This window comes from Oleiphilus messinensis, assembly GCF_002162375.1.
GTDB lineage: Bacteria > Pseudomonadota > Gammaproteobacteria > Pseudomonadales > Oleiphilaceae > Oleiphilus > Oleiphilus messinensis.
Genome location: NZ_CP021425.1, coordinates 62,739 through 82,817 on the forward strand (window position 1 = coordinate 62,739; position 20,079 = coordinate 82,817).

15 protein-coding genes are annotated in these 20,079 nt (G+C 46.1%); 8 read left to right on the forward strand and 7 right to left on the reverse strand.

What is annotated here, in order from left to right; genetic code table 11:
- Positions 1-207 precede the first annotated feature (207 nt).
- The 3 genes from OLMES_RS00305 to OLMES_RS00315 all read left to right on the forward strand — a co-directional run bounded on the left by OLMES_RS00305 (position 208) and on the right by OLMES_RS00315 (position 4,775).
- Positions 208-3,681: a response regulator gene (locus OLMES_RS00305; protein WP_198343165.1), complete on the forward strand. Its 3,474-nt coding sequence runs from the start codon at positions 208-210 to the stop codon at positions 3,679-3,681.
- 26 nt (positions 3,682-3,707) lie between these two features.
- Positions 3,708-4,256 carry a hypothetical protein gene (locus OLMES_RS00310; RefSeq protein ID WP_087459403.1) on the forward strand — a complete coding sequence of 183 codons (549 nt, stop codon included), beginning with the start codon at positions 3,708-3,710 and terminating at the stop codon, positions 4,254-4,256.
- A gap of 126 nt (positions 4,257-4,382) precedes the next feature.
- Positions 4,383-4,775, forward strand: a complete 393-nt coding sequence (locus tag OLMES_RS00315; RefSeq protein ID WP_087459404.1) for a response regulator — start codon at positions 4,383-4,385, stop codon at positions 4,773-4,775.
- A 22-nt stretch (positions 4,776-4,797) separates the two neighbouring features.
- Here the strand turns inward: OLMES_RS00315 and OLMES_RS00320 are convergent, their stop codons facing one another.
- The 3 genes from OLMES_RS00320 to OLMES_RS00330 form a co-directional block, all read right to left on the reverse strand.
- Entirely contained in the window at positions 4,798-5,058 is a 261-nt protein-coding gene (locus OLMES_RS00320; protein ID WP_087459405.1) for a hypothetical protein, read from the reverse strand.
- A 384-nt stretch (positions 5,059-5,442) separates the two neighbouring features.
- Positions 5,443-5,919: a 3'-5' exonuclease gene (locus tag OLMES_RS00325; RefSeq protein ID WP_087459406.1), complete on the reverse strand. Its 477-nt coding sequence runs from the start codon at positions 5,917-5,919 to the stop codon at positions 5,443-5,445.
- Between the two features lie 203 nt (positions 5,920-6,122).
- Positions 6,123-6,839 carry a hypothetical protein gene (locus OLMES_RS00330; protein ID WP_087459407.1) on the reverse strand — a complete coding sequence of 239 codons (717 nt, stop codon included), beginning with the start codon at positions 6,837-6,839 and terminating at the stop codon, positions 6,123-6,125.
- Between the two features lie 363 nt (positions 6,840-7,202).
- Between OLMES_RS00330 and OLMES_RS00335 the strand changes: the two genes are divergently transcribed.
- The 3 genes from OLMES_RS00335 (at position 7,203) to queE (ending at position 11,524) form a co-directional block, all read left to right on the forward strand.
- On the forward strand, positions 7,203-10,052 hold the full coding sequence (locus OLMES_RS00335) for a PAS domain-containing hybrid sensor histidine kinase/response regulator (protein ID WP_157678072.1): 2,850 nt from the start codon (positions 7,203-7,205) through the stop codon (positions 10,050-10,052).
- 89 nt (positions 10,053-10,141) lie between these two features.
- A complete protein-coding gene (queC, locus tag OLMES_RS00340) occupies positions 10,142-10,822 on the forward strand; it encodes a 7-cyano-7-deazaguanine synthase QueC (RefSeq protein WP_087459409.1) in 681 nt (226 codons plus the stop codon).
- Positions 10,823-10,882: 60 nt separating this feature from the next.
- Positions 10,883-11,524, forward strand: coding sequence for a 7-carboxy-7-deazaguanine synthase (gene queE / locus OLMES_RS00345; RefSeq protein ID WP_087464272.1), 642 nt, complete (start codon positions 10,883-10,885; stop codon positions 11,522-11,524).
- On the opposite strand, the gene OLMES_RS00350 is transcribed toward queE, so the two are convergent.
- Together OLMES_RS00350 and OLMES_RS00355 are read right to left on the reverse strand one after the other, a co-directional pair.
- Complete coding sequence (locus tag OLMES_RS00350) at positions 11,521-13,791, reverse strand: molybdopterin-dependent oxidoreductase (protein ID WP_087459410.1); 2,271 nt, start codon at positions 13,789-13,791, stop codon at positions 11,521-11,523. The genes queE and OLMES_RS00350 overlap by 4 nt on opposite strands.
- Before the next feature lie 226 nt (positions 13,792-14,017).
- Positions 14,018-14,848 (reverse strand): hypothetical protein, encoded by an 831-nt coding sequence (locus OLMES_RS00355; protein ID WP_157678073.1) that lies wholly within the window; start codon positions 14,846-14,848, stop codon positions 14,018-14,020.
- Positions 14,849-15,108: 260 nt separating this feature from the next.
- Between OLMES_RS00355 and OLMES_RS00360 the strand changes: the two genes are divergently transcribed.
- Positions 15,109-16,143 carry a DM13 domain-containing protein gene (locus tag OLMES_RS00360; RefSeq protein WP_087459412.1) on the forward strand — a complete coding sequence of 345 codons (1,035 nt, stop codon included), beginning with the start codon at positions 15,109-15,111 and terminating at the stop codon, positions 16,141-16,143.
- Between the two features lie 215 nt (positions 16,144-16,358).
- Positions 16,359-18,338 (forward strand): putative bifunctional diguanylate cyclase/phosphodiesterase, encoded by a 1,980-nt coding sequence (locus tag OLMES_RS00365; protein WP_198343166.1) that lies wholly within the window; start codon positions 16,359-16,361, stop codon positions 18,336-18,338.
- Here OLMES_RS00365 and OLMES_RS00370 read toward each other — a convergent pair.
- Positions 18,325-18,762: a type 2 periplasmic-binding domain-containing protein gene (locus OLMES_RS00370; RefSeq protein WP_087459414.1), complete on the reverse strand. Its 438-nt coding sequence runs from the start codon at positions 18,760-18,762 to the stop codon at positions 18,325-18,327. The genes OLMES_RS00365 and OLMES_RS00370 overlap by 14 nt on opposite strands.
- Entirely contained in the window at positions 18,759-20,030 is a 1,272-nt protein-coding gene (locus OLMES_RS00375; protein WP_087459415.1) for a porin, read from the reverse strand. The genes OLMES_RS00370 and OLMES_RS00375 overlap by 4 nt, the downstream gene beginning before the upstream one ends.
- Positions 20,031-20,079 lie beyond the last annotated feature (49 nt).

Sequence of the window (20,079 nt, forward strand, 5' to 3'; positions counted from 1 at the left end):
GCAATTGTTGTCGTTTCAGTCTATAGTAAACGATGGGACAGAGTTTTTCTGAGTATTTTTTCATCAAATACATGGGTTTGATTTCGGGTGCATTGTCGCAATCCATATTTCCAGGCGAGTGGCTACACGCTTTGGACACTGCTGATTTTCTTCGGGCTCGTTATGTTGTGGCCGGGGTCATATGGAAATGCTAACGAGCTATCTAGTGTGCCAATTGGTCCGCAAGTCCGGATAGACCTCTATGATGAGATTCCAGAATATGATTTAAATCAGCGTTTACGATATTTCGAGGATCACCCCGGTACACTCACGATTGATGAGGTGATCAAGCGGGACGCGTCCATTCCATTCAAATTCAATCCTGAAGGGCCACTGAGCTTCGGCTATACCGGGGCAGCAATCTGGGTCAGGCTACCGATGGAATACAAAGGCAGTTTTCCGAAGCGGGAGTATTGGTTAGAGCTGGATTTGCCGCTATTGGATATTGCTGATGTATTTGTTGTTGATGAACAGGGTAATTATCAACAGTTTCGAAGTGGTTACGAAGTACCTATTTCCCAGCGTTATATCCCTAACCCCAGCTTTGTTTTCCCAATCAAACTCGAAAAACACAAGCCTGTGGTCACTTATGTCCGGATAAAAAGTGACTTTACGATCCATATACCAATGACGCTCTGGACCGAAAAAGGATTTTCCGAGCATGTTGCTCTGGTGGAACTGTTTTACGGCATTTTCCTGGGCAGCATGGCGATCATGATCAGTTACAACTTTTTTGTATTCTGGACCGTTCGGGAAAAAGCCTATTTCTTTTACGTGTTTTATATCGTCGGATATCTGTTGTTCACGACGACGGAGCGGGTGCACGGTTTGCAGATGTTTGGTGATATCCCCGAGATGTTCCACCGTCGTTATTTGGCCATCTACATCTGGCTAGCCTGGACCGGGGCATTTCTGATGCTGCGTTATTTCGTGAATTCGCCCAAAAATGCTCCGGATATGGATCGTATTATCAAGGTGCTGGCTCAGGCATCGGTTTTGTCTCTGATCCTGTCTTCGATGGTGGAAATCGTTGTTGCCATTCAATGGGCTGTTGTGGGTACCATTTTCTGTACTGTAGTGATTACCTGGTTTGGCTACAGTGCGATGGTTCGAGGATTCCCGGGGGCGCAGTTGTATTTTGTTGCCTGGATACTTAATTTCGGTGGGGTTGGTGTCTATGGCTTGGCCGTCACGGGAAATTTGCCCTGGAATTTGTTAACCGCTAATTCTCCCCAGTTTGGTGTCGCCTTCCAACTGGTTCTGATTTCCTTTGCCCTTGCGGATCGTATCAAAGTGGCACAGCGTATGGCATTAGATGCGAATCAACGCGCGGTGAGTCATTTGCAACGCTACCGGTCATTGTTTGATAATGCTGTAGAAGGCATTTACCAGATATCGCTGAATCATAATTTTATCGACGCAAATCCCGCAATGGGGGAACTCCTGGGCTATTCAAGTTCGAGAGATTTGATTTTGAGTACGCCCGATGCATTGTCGGCTTGTTATATGGATCGTTCCGTACGTGATTCTGTTGTCAGCCACATTCAGAAAGGTCAGGAGATTATTGGTCTGGAAGCGGCCTACCAGACCTGCTTGGGGGAACCCCGCTGGGGCTCGACAACTTTGCGTATTATCTACAACAAAGACGGAACGCCTTCCCATTTGGAGGGGTCGTTGATTGATATTACTGAAGAAAAAGAGCGTGAACGCGTAGAAAAAGAACGTGAGCAGGAACGATTGCATCGCCAAATGGCTGAGGCATCCGCTGCTGCGAAGAGCCAGTTTCTGGCTAACATGAGTCATGAGATCCGTACACCGCTGACTGCGATAATTGGTTACGGCGAGTCATTGCTCGATGATAGTATGGGGCCGGACGAAAAAAGACGTTCAGCGGAAACCGTAGTGCGCAGCGGGCGGCATCTTTTGGAGTTGATCAATGATATTCTGGACCACTCCAAAATTGATGCAAATAAGTTGGAAGTAGAAATCCTTCCGGTGTCGCTACTGGAAATGATGGCGGAAATTAAATCCTATTTTGAGCCAAAGGCCAATGAAAAAGGTCTGGAATTTTCGATTCAGTATGATTTTCCTGTTCCTGCGAGTGTCCAGACAGATTCCACTCGGATCAAACAGATTCTGATAAATTTATGTGGTAATGCGCTTAAATTTACAGATCGTGGCAGTATTCGTATCAATATACGTTGCGATCGTGAACAGGAAATGATCTATTTTAAAGTGGTGGATACTGGGATCGGCCTCAAGCCAGAGCAAATGACCCGTTTATTCGATGCCTTTGCCCAGGCATCCCCGTCTATTGCCCGTGAGTATGGGGGAACCGGACTCGGTTTAAACATTTCCAAGAGACTGGCTGAGATGCTGGGCGGAACGATCCGCGTGACCAGCACGTACGGACAGGGTAGTGAGTTTGAAGTGTCCCTGGCAACGGGATCGCTGGATGATGTGCAATTTATAAGAGATAGTAGTGAGTTGACTGAGAACCAGCTAAACATTCGAATCGCCCGAGCGCCTAAATTGAAGGGACGGATCCTCTATGCCGAAGACAATGAAGTGAATCGTCGTCTGGTAGAGTTGTTGATCCGGAAAACCGGTGCAACACTTACCTTGGTCAATAACGGTGCAGAGGCATTGAAAGCGGCATCAGAAGAAGACTTTGATCTGATTCTGATGGATATTCAAATGCCGGTCATGGACGGACGGGATGCCACTGAGGCCATTCGGAAATCAGGGAACAGTACGCCAATTATCGCATTGACTGCCAACATCATGGCTGAAGATATCCGAGAGTATAAAGATGCCGGATGTGATGACTGCCTTGCCAAGCCCATTGAAAAAAATCGATTTTATCAAACCCTTGAGCGTTACCTGGAGGTACTTCCAAGAGATAGTGAGGTTCCTGAAGGGGATGATAACCCCCAATTTTGCGGAACGGTTCTGGTCGCTGAAGATAACACCGATAATCAAATGCTGATGGAGAAGTATCTTAAACGAGTCGGTGTGAACGCAATTATTGTTGAAAATGGCAAACTGGCTGTTCAGAAGGCCTTGACGGATACTGTGGACTTGGTGCTAATGGATCACCATATGCCGGAAATGGAAGGTCCGGAGGCTATTCGCATGCTCAGACAAACCGGTTTTCGTCGTCCGATTCTCGCTTTTACGGCATCAGACTGTAAGGATGATTTACAGGAGTTTCACAGTGCGGGCTGTGATGGGGTGTTGGCTAAACCTGTTGATCGAAAAGCGTTATATGACGTGCTCGGAAATCATCTGAAAAAAGTCACCGAGCAGTCTAAAGAAGATCTTTTACTCGAAGATGCAGAATTCCGAGCGATTGTGACAGAGTTCATACGGAATTTACCGAGCCGCCTTGATACGATGAAACAGGCTTTTGCTGAGGAAAATTGGGACGAGGTTCGCCAGGTCGCCCATCAAATAAAGGGTATTGCGGGTTCTATGGGCTACCCACTCATTACAGAGAAAGCCAAGTTGCTGGATATGGCCATCAAAAATAATGAGAGTGAGTCTTACCGAAAGTTAATGGACGATGTGATTTCAGAGTGCGAAGATGCAGTTGAAGGTTATGTCGATGACGACGTCCCGGTGAGTGCACAAAGCCAATAATCAGGATTTAACCACGTGGGGTATTTATGATCACAGACTATGATATACCGGATAAAAAGAATGAAACGCTTAGCATTAATTTAATGTATGGGACTTATTCCGATGTTTTGTTTATTCTGTTTCCGTTTTTAGTGATTGCTCTGCAACGCTTATGGAATGGTGAGGGTATTGAAATCCTGAAGCAACCTGACTTGTCAGTGGCGGCCGCAATTATAGCGGGTATGAGTGTGGGTAAGTTCGTTATCGGCTTGATCAGTGATTCTCGGATTGGACAGTATCGGGAACGTATTGTGTTCTTCATTGCGGTAACTATTTTCTTTGTTATGGGTCCTGCATTGATGCTCATTACAAAGATGGTTGGTTTAGAGGAAGAGGCACCCAAATTTGTTGTGTTTATTCAGCCGATCCTGCTGATTGTTGCGATAACTCTCTATACAATAGCCATAGGCGTCACAAAAATCCTTAATCAGAACTCCGAAACGAGCTCGCCGGGTCAATTTAAAAATTCGACCGATGAGGATAGAATTGATGATGAGCGGCCCAAGCCTATTGTTATACAAGGGCTGGGTAAATAAAGGCGCCGAAATCAGTAACCTAGCGTTTTGTATCATTACGATCGACGCGATTATACAGACGTAACGATCGTTGGCTTGACCGAATAAGATTGCAGTCTTAAGGGGAGCGAAAATAAGGATAATATTATGCAAGAAGTCAGTGTTCTGATTGTAGAAGATGACCCGGAAATGCGGTCACTTTTGAGAAAAACGCTGAGTCAAATTGGTGTGAGCCGGATTGGTGAAGCTGAAGATGGAAATAATGCGATTCAAAAGTATCTTGAAGAGTTTTATGACATTGTTATGTTGGATATCGGTTTGCCCGATATGGACGGTCTTAAGCTGTTAAGTTCATTCAAGCGTTTGAAAAAAGATGCGTTTGTAGTACTGGTAACCGGGGATGATTCGATAGAAAGTATTCAAACAGCCATTAGTTCCGGAGCGAATGGTTATGTTGTGAAGCCTTACTCTTACGAAAAAATTCTGGATGTGATTAACAACTATATGTTGATCCAGGAGCCAGACCAGGGCTTGGTATAGAATACCGAGCCCTGTTTGACCGTTAAGCGACCTGGCGCGCAATCCAGGAATTATATTTTGTCGCAAGGGTTCGAACGTAACGTGCTTCATCTCCCTCCAGGTTTGCCAGAACGCCTTTGAATATCCAGCCTCGCTCATATACACCGATCACGCGCTGTTCGTCTTCCATATTGACCCGTTGATTCAACTTCTTGCAGATTGCATCTAAAAACGGGAGAGTTTTAGGGCGTCTGACTGGAGCATCTCGATTTTCCTGCCGTTGTTTTGGTGTTCGTTTTTTCATATTTTTCACCCTATAAATAAAAAACCCGGGGGCTTGGGAGCCACCGGGTTTTTTGTCAGGGCAGCTCCTCAGAGCCGCCCAGTATGTTGTCTGTTAAGCTCTAGGTAAGAACACGAATGAAGCACCTCCGGCCATCAGTTCGTTCATCAGCACATCGCAAACAGGTGTGCGACCAAATACCTGCAAATGGGCTGCTAAGACCGCAGTGCCAATTCTATCTGGCTTGCAGTCGGGCATCTGGATGTCTGAAGGTTTAATGTTCATAACTAAATATCTTTTTGAATCAGGTTAACGCTATTTTTGTAGTGTATCGATGCCGGATAAATTTTCAATGAATATTTACAGCTTTTGGAGATTTACAGTGATGATTAGATTCGAAAGGATCTAATGCTGCAATGACTTCCAGGTTTTGTGCAGAATTAAAGCATCATTGGCTGCGCGATGGGTGGGAATTTTGAGCTCTTCAATGATGGTGTTACGGGTACTTTGCCAGCGTTGCACTTGATAACTGTCAAGTAGCATTGAGATGCTCTCAAGCTTGAATGTCGGTTTAAGCTTGGCACCTCTGAACAAGCGATGCAGCCAAAAGGAGTCGAACGTCCAGGCATCACAGTAAGCAATTTCCGGTATGTGTTCATTTAATGCTTCAGCGACTTCAACCAGATGAATGCCTTCTTCTTCAAGTCGATGGCGTGTGATTCCGTGAATGCTCTCCGACTTCTCGGACCAGTCCTTCCAGAGTACGTGGGGTTTGATGAGCCAGTTGAATATGGAACCATCCGCTTTACAGATTCCGACCTCGATTGGAAAGCTGCTGATCAAATCCAGGCTGGAGGCTTCAAAATCTATGAACGTTGGCATGAATGGTCTGTGAGTTCCTGAAGTAAGCGCACAGCAGGGAATCGAATCAATATCCGTTGCTGACAGAGGTTGCGAAGCGCTAATCTATTTTTCTATCAAGCTATTGTAGTGGCAAAATCCTGTACCCGCAAAATCCAGTCGCCAGGTTCAGGTATTTCGAGCGCGCTATGCATCTTACCCGAATCCAAACAAGTCGTCTCTGCTTATTTTGGATTGCTTGAATATGACGGTGTTGCACGGTTCATTGCGGAAGCGCTCGAGATGGATGTGTAAAGCAGTTGATCCCCCACAATTTGAGGAACATAAACCACAACACCAGCGTTTCTTCCATCCTGGTGGATGATCGTCAGCAAGCCTGGCTTTTCATCGCCCAGATATTTTATGGTTTCCCGGTGCTGATCATGTAGCAAATTTATGGCAACGATTGGTGCGCCCTCGAGAAATTGTTGGGAACCGTACAACAGTTGATACACATGGCGTCTTAGTTTGCGTAAATCGATATTTTGCATCGATTCTGTCAGTTCTTCAGCGAAATTTGCGGTTTTGGCGATATCGGATGCGGGTGCCGGGTCAATTACACGAGGCGCATGAGAGATAAACATCGGCTCTCCGGCGGAAGTGGCGGGTAACTGGTTGAGGTCTGAGGCCGTGAGCACCGGCACGATGGTAGGATGTTGATTTTGAGCTGTCCAGCTGTTAAAGGCCGTTGCCAGGCCCAGCCAGCTCAGGGTTGATAGAATAAGTAACGTACTTGGAATGAGGGAAGGGCTTCTGCGGTTCGCATCTGAAGTATGTTGCTGGCTGGCAATAACCGTAGCACGGCGAAACTGCTGTAGGCCATAACTAATCGAGAGCAACGCAAGTAAGATGCAGATCAGGGGAATGCCCCATTCGATGAGCGTGCTGATTGCTAGATTCATAGTGCCTTCACTCCAACTGTCAGTTCGTTTTTGTTGATGCTGAACCGGAAAGCGTATTCCAAGAATACAACAACATGTTGTGTTTATCGATAGTATAAGGTTATGTTTAAATTTTGAGTGGAATTGTGTCAAAAATTAAAAGCCAAAGACAATTTTTGAGTGTTTCGTCACTAATATTTAATTGTTTACAGACTATCGGGCAGCTTACAATTTCACATATTTACCTCTAAATAGGTCAAATTTTCTTCGGACTCTGGGTTGGGGAAGAGTCCTTGTGAATTGGTCCCGTCAACAAAGGATTGAGTGTGGCCGGGGTCAAGGGTTAGTAATTTGAAACGTTTCAAGTCCGGGCCGCGGTGTGTTGTGAATCAGCCAACGGTGCAAACGCAAGAGCTCAAGCAGGCTGTATTTCTCAAAATTAGCGCATTAAGTATGGTGGCATACGTTGCAGTGACTTGGTTTATGCTGCAATTGGGCTTAACTGTGATGGCACCATTCATGTTAAGCGCCTCGATTTTGAGTGCGCTGGGCATTACGCTTTGTTTGTTTCAGCTCTATGGTTCCGCACGTTTTGTATTCCTGGCTGGTGTCACGTTGTTTTGGTCATCGTTGGTCACAAGCCTGCTCGATTCGGATTCCCGGTTTTTGTTGATTGCGGCACTGCTACCTCTTCCTTTTTTTATTTTTACGACTTCCGAAAAGCAAATGCGGCTCGCCTCGATGGGTTTGTTGGTGGCGGTGAGTGCTTTAAGCGAGAGATTCTTGGCTTTGGGTTCGAGTGAGTCTTCCTGGCACGTCTTTGCCGAGTTACCGTGGCAAGAGCTATTGCATTCAGAGCGAATGACCGCGGCTTCCCAAGGGTTGACCATGATCATTCTGGCCTCCTTGATTTATATTTTGATCCACAGGATTGAGCGATCCCGGGAGTCGCTTCGACTTCATGAAGATAAACTTAAAGCGATTGTTACCTCCCTGAACGATGTGGTGTTTGAAATTAACGAGCACCATCAGATTGTCAACGTCTGGACTGGAAATGAATCGAATCTGCCTTTGGCAAGGCATGTTTATGAGAATGCCGAGGTCAAGAAGTACCTCCCGGGGGCGATTTATACGCAATTTAGCGAGGCCGCGACCTTAGCGCTGGCCACTGAATCTGAACAGCGTTTTGAGTATTGTTCGCCATCGAATGGTGTCTGGTATGAAGCTCGGGTCAAAAAACTCCTGAGTAATGTTCCTGCCGATCAACGGGTTGTGATTTCGCTACGTAACATAAATGACCAACTCAACACCCGTAAGCGCTTGGCCACACAAAATTTGTTTGTTGAAAAACATTGGGATGCCGTGGTCTACACCGACACCAAAGGTGTCGTCCAGTTCGCGAATGAAGCAACATACAGGGGTTATGGTCTCAGGCAGAATAGCCTGGGAAGCAACTCCATTGCAGTGTTGTTGGGTGAGAAAAAGTATTTGATCGATTTGATTGTCAGTGATCTGCAAAAACGCGATCGCTGGCAGGGGGAAACGTCGATCAAGCGCCCGGATGGCGAACTGGTTCGAGTCGGTTTGACAGTTCAGGTGCTGGATGACCAGGAAACCGGAGCCCGTTCATTGGCGTGGTGTCTCCGGGATATCACGGAACACAAGAACGCAGAAAGGGCCCTGCGTCTCAGTGAAAAACGCTTTAAAAGTATGACGGTTAATGCACCGGGCATCATTTTTGAGTGGGTTTCCAGCCGAGATGGGACTTACTGGGGATTTAATTATATTAGCCCCCGAGTCGAAGAAATGTTTGGTTTGAGCCCTGAAAAGTGCATGGCAGATGCAGGTGAACTGATACAGTACATTCATCCCGCGGATTTCGAGGGCTTTGCAGCAAACTTGACCGAGGTGACGCAAAATCTCAGTGGCTGGAACTACGTTGCCCGCTTGATTTTACCGGGAAATGACGTGCGCTGGTTTCGTTGTATTGCGACGCCAATTGATTGTGATGATCGAAATGTTGTTTTTCATTGCATTCTCATGGATATCACTCAAGAAGTGCTTTCCCAGGCCGAATTGTTACATGCCAAGGAGCGTGCCGAGCTTGCAACCCAGGAGAAATCCAACTTTCTGTCGACTATGAGCCATGAAATTCGGACACCGCTGAATGCGGTGATCGGATTATCCCACCTCTTGTTGGAAGATGCGCCAACCAAAGCTCAGGTAGAGAACCTCACAACCTTGAAGTTCTCCGCCGAAAGTCTCTTAAGTCTCATAAACGATATTCTGGATTTCAGCAAAATTGAAGCGGGCAAGATTGACCTGGAAATGATTCCAACCGATTTGCGTCGACTGGTCAAGTCGGTGCTGGCCTCACTGGAGTTGCAAGCAGAAGAAAAAGGTATCGATTTACGCTGTTTCCTGGATCCCAAGTTACCCATGTTGGTTCGTACCGATCCGACGCGGCTGTCGCAAATCCTGATTAACCTGTTGAGTAATGCGATCAAGTTTACGGATCGGGGTTACGTACAAATTGTCATTAAGGCAGGTAAATCCCAGGGTGAAAAAATCGATATCGAGTTCCGGGTTAAAGATACCGGAATTGGTATCGGGCCAGAAACGCAACAAAGCATTTTTGACTTTTTCAACCAGGCGGATAACTCAATTACGCGTAAGTATGGTGGTACCGGACTGGGATTGGCCATCACCAAGGGCCTGCTGGATTTGTTCGGGTCGCGAATGGTGGTTAAGAGCGCAATTGGGCAAGGGGCGATGTTTGCCTTCAAATTAACATTGCCATTGGCGAAGGTCAGTGAATTGGAGGCGTTGCCAAATCAGGCGGAACCCGAGTCTGCGGAAGCCGTTTTACGGGGTTGTCGCGTGCTGTTGGTTGAGGATAATCGGGTCAATGTTATGGTGGCACGCAAGTTGCTGAGTAAGTGGGGGGCCGAAATTGATGTCGCAGATGATGGAGAGGCGGCGATCAGGATGGTTCAGGAACAGGAATACCATATTGTATTGATGGATATTCAAATGCCGAACATGGATGGCTACGAAGCGACGCGGGCAATCCGACAGCTGGGTGGAAAGTATAAGAAATTACCTATTCTGGCGCTGACAGCAACCGTTTTGGAAGAAGTATTGCAGAAAACTGAAGCCGTAGGCCTTAATGGTGTGCTTAGTAAACCGATTCGTCCCGGTGAATTGAAGCAACAGCTTTCTCAGTATTATTAGTACTTTTTCGCCCTGGTTGTGTTCAGGTGGTTGGCAGTTGATCAGACAAGGCTTAAAATGTCCGGTTTACTGTAAAAAGGTTGTTCAACATGGTTAATCCAGAGACGACTGGGGCTCAGGACAAAGCGGTCGTCATATACTCCGGGGGAATGGATTCCTATACGCTATTGAATCTGGCCCTGCGCCAACATCACCGTGTCTATGCACTTTCCTTTAATTATGGCCAGCGCCATAGCAAAGAATTGCATTTTGCCCAGAAAGTCTGCGATGAACTGGCGATTCCCCACAAGTTAGTCGATATAATGGCGATTAACCAGTTGATACTGGGATCATCCTTAACCGATGATATCGAAGTGCCTGAAGGGCATTATGAAGAAACCAGTATGAAATCCACCGTCGTTCCCAATCGCAACATGATTATGCTGTCGTTGGCGATTGGCTGGGCGGTATCCATCAAGGCAAACGTGGTGTATTACGGTGCCCACAGTGGCGATCATGCGATTTACCCTGACTGCCGTCCTGAGTTTGTGCAAAAAATGGATGATGTTGCCCGGATTGCCAACTACGAGGAAGTACAAATTCAAGCGCCTTTCATGTACATGAGCAAGATTGATATTCTTGCCCAGGGTCTTCAGTGGCAGTTGGATTATGGCAAAACCTGGACCTGTTACAATGGCCGGGAGAAGGCCTGTGGCAAGTGTGGATCCTGCACGGAACGGCTCGAGGCGTTTACGCATCACGGCCTTAAAGATCCTCTGGCCTACGAGTGAGGGTTCCCTGTGTCGGGCAAGTCTGATAATCGTATTGCAAAAACGTATAAAGTGAAGGAAATGTTCTATTCGCTGCAAGGTGAAGGGGCACGATCCGGACGCGCGGCTGTATTTTGCCGGTTCAGTAAATGCAATCTTTGGACAGGACGAGAGCAGGATCGCAAAGCCGCTGTTTGTAACTTTTGCGATACGGATATTGTGGGCACAGATGGCCAGAACGGGGGGATATTTACGGGTGCATTGGCCTTGGTCGATGCCGTAACGGCCCTTTGGCCAGACAATGCGGGGGGAAAGCCTTACGTCATCTGTACCGGTGGCGAGCCTGCGTTACAACTGGATGAGGAACTGATTAGTTGTTTCCACGATAGTGGCTTCGAAGTCGGAATCGAAACCAACGGCACCTTACCCCTGCCAAATGGTCTGGACTGGATCTGTGTCAGTCCCAAGGGCTCTGCACAGGTGGTAGTTGAGCACTGTAACGAGTTAAAGCTCGTTTACCCGCAAGCGCTTGCTCCACCTGAACGGTTTCAGAATTTGAGTGCAGAGAATTATTTTTTGTCACCGATGGCAAGCCCGAATGTAGCGGATTCGGCCTTGGATGCATTCAAGCAGGAGAATACCCGAAAAGCGCTTGAGTATTGCCTTGTGCATCCGCAATGGCGTCTGACACTGCAGATGCACAAGCTGTTGGGAATCGATTAAATTCGGTTGAGATTGACTTCGATACCGGTAAACACGGATGTTCCGCACAGGCGATCCACGCACTCGGCATCGGTCAAGTCATTCATGCTGGCACCGGGGTTCTGACCTGCAACTTTCAGCGCAACGCCGCTCCGATTGTGTCCCCAGCCATGGGGCATGCAGACCACACCCGGCATCAAGTCATCAGAGATACACACTGGTAGCTTCAACCTCCCGGTACTGGATTGAATTTCGATAAGATCGCCAGATGTCAGCTGATGTTTCTCCGCGTCCCTGGGGTGGATTAAAAGTTCACACCGATTGTTCTGCTTTTGCAGTCGAGCGCTGTTGTGTAGCCAGGAATTGTTGCTTTGCACATCCCGACGACCGATCAATATCAAGGGTTCTTTATCCTGTTCCTTTTTGAATGTTTGTTGCAAGCGGCTCAGGTCTTTCAGGAAGATCTTGGGTGCGATATTGATCTTGGTATTATCGTGATAGATTCGCTCAGGCAGACAAGGCTGTAGCGGTCCCAGATCGATCCCGTGGCGTTCATTTTTCAGTACATCCAGCGATAAACCCTTAACCAGTGTTCGGTTTTGTTCACCGAATGGGCTAAGGCGAATGGCTCTTTTGAGTTGGGAGCGTTGTGGCAATGCATCGTTAAACAAATCAAACAGGGCTTGAATCGCTCGTGTTGCTTTGCCGGGATGGAGGCCATAAGGGCCGGATTGCAACAGTAGGTTCAGTACCCGATCGGGACCCAGTGCTTTCAAGAGCTGGTATTGAGCTGTACTGCCAAATTTTCCTGCGACACTTCGGGGGGAGAGAATGCGCATGAGCTCCAGCATAATATCCCAGTCAGTTTTGGCTTGTTTCGAAGGCTTGAATAGCGGGGCAGAATATTTGCTGACATTTCTTACGGCCACTGCGTTCAGTCCGATATCATAATGCGAACGTTCCAGCGGGCTGACCGGTGGTAAAATCAGATTGGCATGTCGAGAGGTTTCATTCAGGTAAAAATCAACGCTGATCATATAATCCAGCTGTGACAATGCTTTATCCAGTCGCTTGCCATTGGGACTGGAAAGTACAGGATTACCAGCAAATGTGATGAGTGCACGCATTTGTCCAGAGCCGGGTGTCAGTATTTCCTCTGCGAGGGTCGCGGCTGGCAGTTCGTCGGAGAACTCCGGTAATTTCTGAACCCGCGACCGGTATCGATCAAAATGCCCTTTATCACCGGTAAGTGCGGTTATTTCGGCGAGATCGACCGCCGGTTTGGTGAACATCATACCACCGCGTTGATCCATATGGCCGGTGATGATATTAAGAACATTGACCAGCCAGGTTGAAAGCGCGCCGAACTCCTGAGTACTTGTACCCATGCGTGAGTACAATACGGCTTTGGGTGTTTTCGCGAGGCCCAGCGCCAGATCTCTGATCACTTCCGGAGACATTCCAGTGCTGTCTGCAACACTTTCCGGCGTGAAGCTTTGGCAAGCAAGTTCAACTAGATCCACATCATCCACGTACGGCTGGAGTCGGCCCAGGTTGACCAGTTGATGGTGAAACAAGACATTAACCATCGATAGCAGGAGCAGCGCGTCTGTTCCAGGGCGGATGAAATGATGCTGATCTGCGAGTTTTGCGGTTTCTGTTTTACGGGGGTCAATAACAATAACTTCGCCTCCGCGATTCTGAATGGCTTTCAGTCGTTTGCGCATGTCTGGTGCGCTCATCAAACTGCCATTGGAAGCCATTGGATTGGCCCCAAGGCAGATAAACAGGTCGGTATGGTCGATATCCGGTACCGGAAAAAGGGCTTGATGACCGAAGAGTTTCAGATTAACCAGCATATGAGGCAGTTGGTCATTCGAGGTCGCCGAGAAACGCTTTCGCGTGCCCAATGCACCCAATAGAGGAAGCAAGGCGAGCAACGCGCCGTGATTATGCACAGTCGGATTGCCGATATACACACCCAGTGCATCTCTTCCGTAGCGCCATTGCAGTGGGCGCAGGTGGGTCTTAATTTCTTTAAATGCCTCATTCCAAGTGATAGGAACCCAGCCATGATCCGTTTTCTTCATCGGCTGCCTCAAGCGGTCCGGATCTTCATGGATATCCTGAAGTGCAAGCGCCTTTGGACAAATATACCCCTGACTTAACGGATCTTTTTTATCCCCCCGAATACTCAGAATACGGTTATCCCGGTGCCTGATTTCCAAGCCGCACATGGCTTCACAGAGATTACAGGTGCGAAAGTGGATATTGTCCTTGTTTTCCATTTTTATTCTCGAATTGATTGTTATTGTTTAAACACTTACCACTGTGTGCCGTTGTGAATATGAGTTCACTTGGTTCATCTCATGTTATGCAAATTTTAGTGCACAGTATAGCCAGGATAGTTGATTGGGATGAATTACATGGATTCTCACAATTCTGTTTTCGAGAAATTGCCAGGGAAGGATTGCAGGAACATTGTTTAAACGGCCTAAGTTTAAAGCACGGATTCTAAAACGAATACCCAACGCTCAACGATGCGACTTTACTTTCAAGTGTGTTTCGTCCATCTACGATTTGGCTGAATGTGGTGTTGAGGTTGAGTTGTTGTGTTGGGTTGAATGATATTCCGAGCGTTACTGTTGCAGTATCTTCATCGACTTGGTTAAATTTTTCGGCGGTGAATTCGGGTGTGCCGATATCCAGGTCGCCATCGGCTTCAATAGCTTGATAACCCAGGCTAAAGTTCCATTGTGGAGTGATGATGAAGTAGGTGTTCAAACCATAGAAAAATTCGTCAGGAACATCGGATTCCCGAATGCGGTATCCCAGTTCGGTACTTATGGCAAGATAGTCATTCAGAATTCGTCCGGCAAGGAAAGAGGCTTCGACACCTGAAGCGCCATCGCCAAGGGAGTCAATTGCACCCGTATCATAATCGCCGGCGATTGTGGCACCAATGCGAAAGGCAAGGGAGGGTGCGGGTGTCGATGCGACGAACTCATCGACAAAACGCCAGGTAACGCCAATATTGCTGTCTGCGATATCGCTTTCCTCGGTAGGGGAGCCTTCAAAGTCCGTTTCCGAATAGCCTATTCGTGCATCCAGTGCGAGGTTTTCCGATAATCCATAACCCAACTTTAACCAATAGGTGATCTGGTCAAGGTCGCCGCCCAGTTCAATCTTGTTTGCGCCGAGGTAGAATTCATCACCTGATTGGTACACCGTTTCCAATGCAATACTGACTGAATCCGGTGCGGGCAGCCAGGGCGAACCGTTCGCGAGTGCGAGATTTGGAGCGACCCATAGCAGGCTGATTGTTACAACAAACACATTTTTCATCAAACTGATCTCAAGCAATAAATGTGTAAGCCATCCTAAAAGAGAAATATTCCTTTTCTATCAACAGATTATCACGTTTGTATCACACTGGTCCGTTAATAATTCTTGGGCGGATGTGACGGTGTTTCTAACGAAACCATAACAATTCATTTGCAATTTCTGGATATGGGCTGTTGCCACTTGTGGCTAAGCCGCGCGCTCAGTACGGTGGCACAGAAATACCTCATCGACCAATTAGAGTTATGCTTGTGGAGTAGCACATGAAGTTGTTATTAGTGAATACTTTGTTTGATAAACCCCGGACCGGACTTCGGGTTGCTGGGCTGGTTTTTCCCTTGGCATTGGCGGCTTGTGGTGGTGGGTCCAGTTCTGCCCCGGTTGAACCGAACCAGGGTGCAAGTATGAATCCGGACGCTGCTGACATGGCAGAGATGGAGCCAGCGCCGGAAGTGCTCATTGGTTATTTTATCGATAGTGCCGTATCAGGGTTGAAATATGTTACGGCGACTCAGGAAGGTTTCACCAGTGCTCAAGGTGAATTTAGCTACCTGGGGGGTGAAGGGGTTCAATTTTCGATTGGTGACATTGCGTTGCCTCCTGTGTTGGGGGCACCGGAGATAACACCGCTGACATTGGTTGGTACCGATAATATTCAGGATACAGCGGTCGTTAATATTGCCCGGCTGTTACAAACACTGGATATCGATGGAAATCCTGATAATGGTATTGAGATCTCAGCACAGGCCCATGAATTGGCGACAGGCTTGAGTGTAGAATTTGATAGCCTGGAATTTGATCAACAGGTAGTCAATCTGGTGGCGAACAGTGGTTCGGAGAATGTGACGTTGATAAGTGCTGAGCGAGCAGTTGCCCATCTGAAAGATACACTCAACATTGAGGATATCGATACCGATACCGATACCGATACCGATACTGAAGTTGACACTGAATGCACCAAAACTCACCCAATGGTGGGATTTACCACCGAATTGTCAATGCGCGCCCATAATGTTAGCGGTACCGCACGAATTGTCGATGACTGCACAATCGAAATCGAAAACTTTACCTATGATGGTGGGGGAATCACTGACGTATTTATCTACGGCGGAATTGACGGTAACTACTTCAGTGCAGGATTTCCAATCGGCAATAATTTATTCGGCCAACGTTCAAGAGGTGAAACTTTAACGATAAATTTTTCCGATAAAACGGTACTGGATCGTCTCAACGGCATTAGTGTCTGGTGTGTGAGAGCGGGTGTAAGTTTTGGTGATGGAATATTTGCAGCGCCGTGATTACTTATTATAACTTTTTTGATTAAGTTTTGCTCGAATACTGTTGTGGGCGTCTATTCTAAGTAATATCGGTTTCGCAAAATGCATCCAATATTATGCGCAGTAGTATTCGAACTAAATTAACAATTATAACCGTAGTGACCATATTGTTCTGTTCGATATCAGTCATGATGATGAGCGTACAGGAACATGAATCCCTGTACCGACAATCGGTAATGGATAATCTTGATGCGTTGTCGGCCAATCTCGCGGATGAGCTTGTTGGAATTATCGGGGGAGAAGGTGCTGTTCTTGAAGTGGCTACGGAATTGCTGAGTTTCGACCGATACTCGTCGGTACGTTTCGCAGCTGTGTTCGATGCGGGCGGTGAGATGATGCATCACTATGTACACCCTCTTTATTTTGATTCCCAACAAAATTTTCCAGAGTTGATGACGTATGATTTGAATAGGATACCTGAGGGCTCTTCTTTTTTTGAGTCTGAGCTTGTCGCCAAGCAAATAATTGGTGAGAGTGATTATACTCTGGGTTATCTTTTGGTTGTTAATGACTACCACGGTCCGCTGGAAGTTACCATGAACAGCCTTTATGGAAAACTTGTGCCCTTGGTTCTGCTGGTTAGTTTATTTACTTTATTAGTCGATAATCTGTTAATCAAGCGGTTGATGTCGCCGCTAGCCAGACTCGCCGATTTTGCTCAAGAAGTGACTGAAACTGGAGACTATCAGCTTAAGGTGAATGTTTCTGGAAGTGAGGAAATAAACAAGCTCACCAGAAATATTAATGTAATGCTGAGTACGATTTACGAGCAGACAATTAAAAACCAACGCTACACGGCACAACTTGAACAACAACAAGATTCACTTGAAAAATTGGCAAACTACGACACATTGACAGGGCTACCTAATCGGAAGATGTTCCAGGTGCTGCTGGAGAATGAAATTGCGAATTATAAACAAAGTGGAAGTCATTTGGCGGTTATGTTTCTGGATTTAGATAATTTTAAACATATCAATGATTCTCTTGGTCATGGCACGGGAGATATGTTATTGATTATGGTTGCTGAATTTATAGAACAGACTCTGCGAAGTGGGGATGTGGTGGCAAGGTTTGGTGGTGATGAGTTTCTGATTTTGATTAAAAACTCCGAAAAAATAGCTGATTTGGTGCACATAGCAGAGCGAATAATTGAACGGCTGAGAAGGCCATTTCAGGTTAAGGGCTGGGAAGTAGAAAGTGGAGTCAGCATTGGGGTGGCCACGACATTGAGCAGTGACTGTAGTGCAGAAGTGTTGATACGGCATGCTGATTTAGCGATGTATCACGCCAAAGAGACAGGTAAAAGTTCATGTTCGTTCTTTGATGATAAACTGTTGCGGGAAAGCGTAAGAAAAGTAGAAATAGCGAATGCCATTTCTACTGCCTTGGTCAAAGATGAATTTCAAGTTTTTTACCAACCAAAGGTCGGTCCCAATGGTGGGATTATTGGCTTTGAGGCATTGATCCGTTGGCAAAGCAGTTATGACGGGATTATCGCTCCTTCCGAATTTATACCTATTGCGGAGTGGTGTGGAAAAATTGGTGATATTACTCGGTACCTAATTTCCTGTGTTTTCCGAGAATATAGAACAATTGTCAAATTAGTGTCGACCACCATTCATATATCATTAAATTTATCTGCTCATGATCTTCGAGACATGTCTCTGATTGGATTCATACGCGATGAAATGGTGAAGAATAAGGTTAATCCACAGCATATTGAGTTTGAGATAACAGAGTCATCTTATCTCGAAAATCTCGAAAATGCTGCACTGTTTTTGCAAGAAATTGGAACATTGGGAAGTACTGTCGCCCTAGATGATTTTGGAACGGGTTATTCTTCATTGAGTTATTTGAGCCAGATAGAAGTTGACACATTGAAAATAGATCATTCCTTTGTGAAGCAGCTTCACGAATCTGATAAAGATCGTTTTATTATTCAATCTATTATAAATTTGGGGATAAGTTTTAGTTTAAATATTTGCGCGGAAGGTGTGGAAACTGTTTCTGATCGCGATGCTTTAATCGATATGGGCTGTCATCAACTTCAAGGATATTTGTTTTCCAAGCCTGTACCTCTTGGAGCGTTAGCAGAGGCATTATCTGCCATTAATCGTACAAATTGGCAGTTGAAATCACACCTTAGTTCAAACTAAAGATTACTTTTACATCACTCGGTAATATTGTGTTGGCATCGACGTAAGCCATACCATTGGGTGTGGTTTTAACAAATGCAATCGCAGCTTCTGGGGTTTCAAGTTCAAGCGGGGGCTTCCCGCGTCCAGTAAACTTCATTTGCACCCAAAAGGAACGAATCCGGGATTCTGTAAGTCCGAGCACTCGAGTGTTGAATATTGTCCGCAGCCGATTGTTGCTATTTAGGTTTGCCGGGATGATATCGTATGCTTTTGAGCCGATATAGATGTGCTTTAGTTGTTTTTTATTGATGCTATCGAGTATGAGAGTTTGATTTACAATAACGACAAGACTTTCATCCTGACATATGGCGGCGGGTGAGGTGAGTAAGCAACAGCAGATCAAGTGTTGACGAGCAAGCGCGAGCCATTGTCGATGTTTCAAAACACCGTCTCCAGAGCGAAAAGAAACAAGAAGGCTTTACCGTCAAATTCGCTGTTTTGTTGCGATGAGAAAGTTATCGTATTGTTGCCTTTTCTAGATTTAATATGTTTGACATCCGCTTTTAGTGCCAGGTTTGGTGAGGCATCCCAACGTACGCCTAAAGTCACTGAATTGACATCTTCTTTCTCTCTTGCCTGTAAAGTTGTGTCATAAGCTTGCGCTAGTGCATCGAAAGTGGAGTCAACTCCAATTGGTATCTCGCCAATAAAGGCACGATTTAAACTGTCTTTGCGCTGACTGTAGGTTAAGTGTAGTGTAAGTGTGTCGATATAGAGTCCACCCGTCAGATAGTAACCCGTGATGTCCTGATAAATCCCGGCTTCTGTATTAAAGTGAACAATTTCAGTACGCACAAAATAATCCAATGTTTCGTAGTGAACGCTGAATTGATAATAATCCACTTCTGCGGCGGGGGAGAGCGATTTAGCACTGTTAATAAATCCCGCATCCCTGAGCGCTGAACGTAACCGTTGTGTTTCATTGAGCATCAAATCGACGTTTCCGCTATGATAAGTGGCGCGTATCTGAAACTGGAAGAGATTGAATTCTGTGATGAGGCCGAACAGATCCTTTACTTCACTATCAATAGTTAAATTATTGAGCCGGATTTTGTCATCATTTCGACCATAGTAAATCTCTATACCCCCGCTGAGATCTTCATAACTGAAGTCATAACGAACGTCTAAGCCTTCAAAAGTATTGAAAACGAAATTAATGTAAACCTCTTCTGGGGGCGTTATCCAAGGATAGGCGAACCCTACATCCAGTACTTCACTTAATGCGAAAAAGGGAGTTCTTAGTTTACCGAGTTTGAGATTGAGATTATGTGTGGGCTTGATTGAGGTGTAAAGCCATTCAAGGCCTGAATCCCTATTGTTATCAGGTGTCCAAATTACCTGAGCTGTAACGTCGAAATATTCTGAGAATTGGTAAATACCTTGAAGACCAATGAGACTAGTATCAAAGCTCAGGCTGTTGTTATAGGTTTTGTAATTGACATCAGCTTGATCCAGATAACCACCAATCAGCCTGCCAAACCCGGAAACGGATCCGTTTCCTGCGAAGGCTGACTGAGCAAGAAGAATCAAAAATACATGCAGAATTGCAGCAGGTATATACGCATGCCAGTGTGTATCGCCAATTTGAGGCGCTCGCACTTTTTTCTTACAGCACGCTTGTGAGAAATCTATGCTGGAGCGGTTGAGCATGAACTGGAGCTCCACTACACATTATCATTGGATAAATTTGAATTAAACA